This is a genomic window from Actinacidiphila oryziradicis, from assembly GCF_005047355.1.
In the GTDB taxonomy this organism is placed as follows: Bacteria; Actinomycetota; Actinomycetes; order Streptomycetales; family Streptomycetaceae; genus Actinacidiphila; species Actinacidiphila oryziradicis.
In genome coordinates, this window is the sequence record NZ_SUMC01000012.1 from 173,407 (window position 1) to 179,925 (window position 6,519).

6 protein-coding genes are annotated in these 6,519 nt (G+C 71.6%); 3 read left to right on the top strand and 3 right to left on the bottom strand.

The features are described from left to right. Nucleotides 1–188 precede the first annotated feature (188 nt). The 3 genes from FCI23_RS15930 to pgi all read left to right on the top strand — a co-directional run bounded on the left by FCI23_RS15930 (nucleotide 189) and on the right by pgi (nucleotide 4,299). The gene (locus FCI23_RS15930) at nucleotides 189–1,169 is read left to right on the top strand and encodes an N-acetylglucosamine kinase (RefSeq protein ID WP_136724540.1); all 981 of its coding nucleotides are present in this window, start codon (nucleotides 189–191) and stop codon (nucleotides 1,167–1,169) included. Nucleotides 1,170–1,408: 239 nt separating this feature from the next. After that, nucleotides 1,409–2,638, top strand: a complete 1,230-nt coding sequence (locus FCI23_RS15935; RefSeq protein ID WP_136724541.1) for an MFS transporter — start codon at nucleotides 1,409–1,411, stop codon at nucleotides 2,636–2,638. Beyond that, on the top strand, nucleotides 2,638–4,299 hold the full coding sequence (gene pgi, locus FCI23_RS15940) for a glucose-6-phosphate isomerase (RefSeq protein ID WP_136724542.1): 1,662 nt from the start codon (nucleotides 2,638–2,640) through the stop codon (nucleotides 4,297–4,299). Before FCI23_RS15935 ends, pgi begins: the two co-directional genes overlap by 1 nt. A gap of 241 nt (nucleotides 4,300–4,540) precedes the next feature. On the opposite strand, the gene pgl is transcribed toward pgi, so the two are convergent. The 3 genes from pgl to FCI23_RS15955 all read right to left on the bottom strand — a co-directional run. Next, complete coding sequence (pgl, locus tag FCI23_RS15945; RefSeq protein ID WP_136724543.1) at nucleotides 4,541–5,323, bottom strand: 6-phosphogluconolactonase; 783 nt, start codon at nucleotides 5,321–5,323, stop codon at nucleotides 4,541–4,543. Next, nucleotides 5,320–6,396 (bottom strand): glucose-6-phosphate dehydrogenase assembly protein OpcA, encoded by a 1,077-nt coding sequence (gene opcA, locus FCI23_RS15950; protein ID WP_136724544.1) that lies wholly within the window; start codon nucleotides 6,394–6,396, stop codon nucleotides 5,320–5,322. The genes pgl and opcA overlap by 4 nt, the downstream gene beginning before the upstream one ends. Next, a partial coding sequence (locus FCI23_RS15955) for a hypothetical protein (RefSeq protein WP_136724545.1) occupies nucleotides 6,393–6,519 on the bottom strand: 127 nt, incomplete at its 5' end. The genes FCI23_RS15955 and opcA, both read right to left, overlap by 4 nt.

Sequence of the window (6,519 nt, forward strand, 5' to 3'; positions counted from 1 at the left end):
GGCATACGGCAGTACCCTGAGGCATTTCGGGCTGCAGACTGCCGTACCCGCCGAGCCGGTCTCGTGGGTGAATACGAACGACCTGGCTCACCCGCACGGGTGATTTCACCGCCCGGCGCCGGACGGCCGGGCGGCGGGACCGGCGGGGTTCTTGTACCGGCCGGATCCATGGATCACGATGCGGGGAGATGAATGACAATCACAGCCGCTCCCTGGTGATCGGCATCGACGCGGGTGGCACCAGGACCCGGGCGTACCTCGCTGAGGCGGCACCCGACGGTGCTGTGCTCGGCGAGGGCGTCGGCGGCCCCGCCAACGCCCTGAGCACCGGACAGGCGGAAGTGATCCGGCATCTCAGCGCCGCGATCGAGGCCGCTGTGCCGCCGGAGCACCGCTCCGCTGTCCGGGCCGTGGCGGGCGGCTTCGCGGGCGCCTCACGGGACGCCGGACGCCGGCTCGCCGAGTCCTGCCTGCGGGCGGCGCTCGGCGGAGCCGGCATCGCCGCCGAGGACGTGGCGGTCTACGGGGACATCGAGATCGCCTTCGCCGCCGCCCCCGGCGCTCCCACCGACGGGCTGGTGCTGATCGCCGGCACCGGCGCCGTGGCGGCGCGCATCGAGAACCGCCGGCGCGCCGCGCTCGCTGACGGCGACGGCTGGCTCCTCGGCGACGCAGGCAGCGGCTTCTGGCTCGGCCGGGAGGTCATCCGGGCGGCGCTGCGCGCGCTGGACGGCCGCGGTCCGTGGACCTCACTCGTCGAACGGGTCGCGGCGCACTACCTACCGTCCCAGGGCGGCCCCTACCTCGCCCGGGAACGGCCGGGCCAGGGCGAACGGGAACGCCTACGGGCGCTCATCGTCCCCGCCGCCTACGCCGAACCACCCGTCCGGCTGGCCCGGCTGAGTCCGCTGGCCGTGGCGGCCGAGGAGGCCGGTGACGAGGTCGCCATGGCCCTGCTCGACGACGCGGCGGACGAACTCGGCGCCACCGTCGCCGCCCTGGATCTTCACGACGACGAACCGCTGGTCGCCACCGGCGGTCTGCTGGGCCCGGCCGGGCCGCTCCTCGGCCGGGTCACGGCCCGCGCCGAGGAGATGGGCCTGCAAGTCGTCCCCGTCCGGGACGGCGGCATGGGCGCTGTCGCCCTGGCGCGGCTGCTGAGCGGCTGACAGCCGGCTCAGGGCGCCCGCGCGAGAGCTCGCACCAGTCGGTGCGGTGAGTTCTCAACTGCCGGGCCGCGCCATTCGGGTTGCTCGCCGTCGCGGCGGATCTGTTTCCCTCCCGACGGCGAGAAGTCCAGCGGTGCGGCCCGGCGGCCCGGCGCAGGAGCGAGGGCGGGGCGCTGTCAGTGGCTGCGGCTACGGTCGTCACAACGATCAATGTCCGGGTCGGAGGGGGAGCTTTGCGCATGGATGAGTTCAGCCGGCTGTGGTCCGCGGCGGTCGTCTCACGGTTGGGGGACGCCCTGCGCAATGCCGCGCTGCCACTGCTGGCGGTCGGGCTCACCGACTCCCCGCTGCTGGTGTCGCTGGTCACCGCCGCCGGGTATGTGCCGTGGATCCTCTTCGGGCTGCTCGGCGGCGTGGTCGCCGACCGGGTGGACCAACGCCGCGCCATGTGGGCCGTCGATGCGGTGCGCGGCGCGCTGGTGGCCGCCTTCGCCGTCGCCGTGTGGCTGGACCAGGCAGGCATAGTGCTGTTGTTGGGACTGGCCTTTGCCCTGACCTGCCTGCAGACGCTGTTCGACAACGCGGCGACCGCGCTCCTGCCCTCGGTCGTCCCGGCCGACGGCATCGGCCGCGCCAACGCCCGCCTGATGACGGGCCAGGTGGTGGCCGGCACCTTCCTCGGCGCGCCGCTCGTGCCCGTCCTCATCGGGGTGTCGGCCGCGCTGCCCTTCGGAGTGGACGCGGTCACCTACGTGATCGCGGCCGGGCTGGTGGCGTCGATACGGATCCCCGCACCCGGCCGCGCGGCACGCCCGGCCGGACGGACGCTCCGGCGGGACATCGCCGAGGGCATACGGGTGCTGTGGCAGGACCGGGTGCTGCGGGCACTCTGTGCCGCCAACACTCTTGCCAACACCGGAGTGGGGGCGCTGGTCGCCACGCTCGTACTGCATGTGACGGGATGGCTGCACGCCGGGCACGGCGGCTATGCCGCTGTCCTCACGGCGTACGGCGTCGGCAGCGCGCTCGGGGGAGTGGTCGCCGGGCGGATATCCGCCCGGCTGGGCCGCACCCGGGTCCTGGCGTCCGGTCTGGTCCTGCAGACGGTGCTGCTGGTCGTGCTCGGCAGCACGCGGAGTCTGCCGGTCGCCATCACCGTCATGGCCGTATACGGCGGCTGCGGCATGCTCTGGAATGTCAATCACGCCACCCTGGTGCAGGAGCGTTCGCCCGCCGCCCTGCTCGGGCGGATCAGCGCCGCCAATCGCACCACGTCGATCGCGGGCGCGCCGCTCGGGGCTCTGCTGGGCGGCGCGGCAGCCGCCGCGTGGGGCCTGAACACTCCCGCGCTGCTGGCGGCCGGGTTCTTCGGCTGCGCGGCGGTGGCGCTCATACCCGGACTCGGATCTCACTCTGGCGAGGAATCAATTAGTTTGGAGCTGCAGCCAGCACGACGAGGAGTGGACTGATGTCCGAAACACATGCGCAGGGCCACACGCCCACCCGACTCGACCAGCGCCCCGAGTGGCACGCGCTCGGCAAGCACCGTGACCAGCTCGCGGATACCCACTTGCGTGAGCTGTTCACCGCCGACCCGGAGCGCGCCAGCCGTTACACGCTCCAGGTCGGCGATCTGCACATCGACTACTCCAAGCACCTCGTCACCGACGAGACCCTGGAACTGCTGCGCGAACTCGCATCCGCCATCGGGGTGGCCGAGCTCCGGGACGCGATGTTCCGCGGCGAGAAGATCAACACAACTGAGGACCGCGCGGTGCTGCACATCGCCCTGCGCGCCCCCCTCTCGTCGGTCATCGAGGTCGACGGGCACAATGTCGTTCCCGGCGTTCACCACGTGCTCACCAGGATGGGGGTCTTCGCCGACCGGATCCGCTCCGGCGAATGGACCGGCCACACCGGCAAGCGCATCAGGAACGTCGTCAACATCGGTATCGGCGGCTCCGACCTCGGCCCCGCCATGGCGTACGAGGTGCTCCGCCCCTACAGTGCGCGTGACCTGCAGTTCCGCTTCGTGTCCAATGTCGACGGCGCCGACCTCCACGAAGCCGTACGCGACCTCGACCCGGCCGAAACGCTCTTCATCGTCGCGTCAAAGACGTTCACCACCATCGAGACCATCACTAACGCCACCTCGGCCCGCGACTGGCTGCTGGCCGCGCTCGGCGACGACGCGGCTGTCGCGAAGCACTTCGTGGCGGTCTCCACCAATGCGGAGAAGGTCGCCGAGTTCGGCATCGATGTGGACAACATGTTCGAGTTCTGGGACTGGGTCGGCGGCCGCTACTCCTACGACTCCGCCATCGGCCTGTCCCTGATGGTCGCCATCGGCGAAGAGCACTTCCGCGAGATGCTCGCCGGCTTCCATCTCGTCGACGAGCACTTCCGGTGCGCGCCCGCCGAGGAGAACGTACCGCTGCTCCTCGGGCTGCTCGGGATCTGGTACGGCAACTTCCACGACGCCCAGTCACACGCGGTGCTGCCGTACAGCCACTACCTGGCAAGGTTTACGGCGTACTTGCAGCAGCTCGACATGGAGTCCAACGGCAAGTCCGTCGACCGGCAGGGCAACCCTGTCAGCTGGCAGACCGGCCCGGTGGTCTGGGGCACCCCCGGCACCAACGGCCAGCACGCCTACTACCAGCTGCTGCACCAGGGCACCAAGCTCATCCCGGCCGACTTCATCGGCTTCGCCAAGCCCATTGACGAGCTCGGCGAGCTGGCCGGCCATCATGACCTGCTGATGGCCAACTTCTTCGCCCAGACCCAGGCCCTGGCCTTCGGCAAGACCCCGGAAGAGGTTGCCGCCGAGGGCGTACCGGCCGAACTGGTACCCCACAAGACATTCCGGGGGAACCGCCCGACGACCACGATCCTGGCGAGCGAGCTGAGCCCGTCGGTGCTGGGGCAGCTTGTCGCGCTCTACGAGCACAAGGTGTTCGTGCAAGGCGCGGTCTGGAACATCGACTCCTTCGACCAGTGGGGCGTCGAGCTCGGCAAGGTCCTCGCCAAGCGGATTGAGCCCGCACTCACAGAGGGGGCCGAAGTCCCCGGGCTGGACGCCTCCACCAAGGCGCTGGTGCGCCGCTACCGCGAGCTGCGCGGCCGCTGACCCTCGCCCTCGCCGGGCAGGCCGGATTTCCCCGGCCTGCCCGGCGAGGGCGCTCCCTCATGGGTTGCGCTGGGTTCAACACCGCCGGTTGCCGCCGTCTCGGCTCTCGCCGTTGCGGCGGCTACTGTTTTCCGTCGCGACGGCGAAGTCCGGCGGTGTCCGAACTCGTCGGAGCCGGGGGCTGTACGCCAATCGCCGGGCGGCTGATCACAGCCCGCCCGGCGATTGTTGTGGGCCCCGGTTACGCCGAGGCCGGAGGATACAGCTGCGGAGGCAGCTTCGCGGCAGCCGCCCGGTCCAGAAGCCAGAGGGTGCGGCTGCGCCCGTAGGCACCGGCAGCCGGGGCCTGAATCTCACCGGCGCCGGAAAGGGCGATGGCGACGGCGCCGGCCTTGTCGTCGCCGGCCGCGAGGAGCCAGACCTCGCGGGCGGCACGGATGGCCGGGAGGGTGAGCGAGATACGGGTCGGCGGCGGCTTGGGGGCGCCGTGGATGCCGACGACGGTGCTGTCCGTCTCGCGGACACCGGGGTGGCCGGGGAAGAGGGACGCGACATGGGCGTCGGGGCCCACACCGAGCATCAGCACGTCGAAGGCAGGCACCCCGCCACGTTCCTCAGGGCTGGCGGCCGCGGCGAGTTCGGCTGCGTAGGACGCTGCCGCCGCTTCGACGTCAGAGCCCTCCGGGCCGTCGGAGGCGGGCATGGGGTGCACCCGCGCGGGGTTGACCGGGACGTTGTCGAGCAGGGCCTCGCGGGCCTGCGTGACGTTGCGTTCCGGGTCCCCCTCCGGGAGGAAGCGCTCGTCGCCCCACCAGATGTCCAGCCGGGGCCAGTCGATCGCGTCCCGGGCCGGGGCGTCGGCGAGGGCGGCGAGGAGGGCATTGCCGTTGCGACCGCCGGTGAGGACGACGGAGGCGGAGCCGCGGGCGGCCTGAGCGTCCACGATTTTCGTGATCAGCCTGGCCGCCGCGGCCTTTGCCATCAGCTCCTTGTCGCGGTGAACGACAACTTGAGGAGCAGTCACTTGGCTTCCTCCGCGGCCGCCTGCTTCGGAGAAGGTGCCGGAGCCGCAGCCGGGGGAGCCGGCTTGGGGGCTGCCGCCCCGTGCCCGGATCCGGCCGCGGCGGGTGACGGGGCCGGATCAGCGGCCGTGGCCGCCCGGGCGGTCCCGGTGTGCACCAGCCGCTTGACGCCGTACTTCACCGACGACTTGTAGATGTCGTCCGGATCGAGGCGGCGCAGTTCCTCCGCGATCAGGTCGGCGGTGTCCCGCCGCTTGAGCGCGACCCGCCGGTCGGGCTGCCCCGGCATGGCCAGCTCCGCGAGAGCGCCGTCCGCCCGGTCCAGGGAGATGTCGCCGTCAGCCGTGGTCAGCGTTACGGCGGTGAGCCCCGGGCCGTCGGAGATCCGGCGCTCGACGGACACTTCGAGCCGGTCGGCGAGCCAGAGCCCGAGCAGCTCGGTGCTGGGGTTGTAGGCCTCGCCCTCGACCACCGCGGCGGTGATCCTGGAGTGTTTCTGGTCCAGCGCGGCGGCGAGCATGCTGCGCCAGGGGGTGACCCGGGTCCAGGCCAGATCGGTGTCGCCAGGAGCGTACGAGGCCGCGCGTACCTCCAGGGCCGCCACCGGGTCCTCGGCCGCCGAGGCGTCCGTGATCCGGCGCTGCGCCAGCCGGCCCAGCGGGTGCTCGGCCGGGTTCTCGGGCGCGTCCTCCGGCCACCAGACGACCACCGGGGCGTCGGGCAGCAGCAGCGGAAGCACTACCGACTCGGCGTGCGCGGCCAGCTCGCCGTGCAGCCGCAGCAGCACGGTCTCGCCGGTGCCGGAGTCGGAGCCGACCCGGATCTCGGCGTCCAGCCGGGCCGTGGCCTTGTCGCGCGGAGAGCGGCCGGGCCGCTTGATGACCACAAGGATCCGGGAGGGGTGCTCCCGGGAGGCGTCGCTCGCAGCCTTGATGGCGTCATAGGCGCTGCCCTCGTCGGTGACGATGACGAGGGTGAGCACCATGCCGACCGCCGGGGTGCCGATGGTGCGGCGGGCCTTGATGAGACCGTTGTTGATCTTGGATGAAGTGGTATCCACCAGGTCGATTTTCATGGCCGCCGCCAGCTCCTTCCGTCTCGTGCGAGCATTTCGTCGGCCTCGACCGGGCCCCAGGTGCCGGAGGGGTACTGCGCCGGCTTGCCGTGCTTCTCCCAGTAGGCCTCGATGGGGTCGAGG

Bases quoted from the DNA above. Each gene is read 5' to 3' on its own strand.
- FCI23_RS15930 (WP_136724540.1), top strand. From the start codon at position 189: ATGAATGACAATCACAGCCGCTCCCTGGTGATCGGCATCGACGCGGGT.
- FCI23_RS15935 (WP_136724541.1), top strand. From the start codon at position 1,409: ATGGATGAGTTCAGCCGGCTGTGGTCCGCGGCGGTCGTCTCACGGTTG.
- pgi (WP_136724542.1), top strand. From the start codon at position 2,638: ATGTCCGAAACACATGCGCAGGGCCACACGCCCACCCGACTCGACCAG.
- opcA (WP_136724544.1), bottom strand. From the start codon at position 6,396: ATGAAAATCGACCTGGTGGATACCACTTCATCCAAGATCAACAACGGT.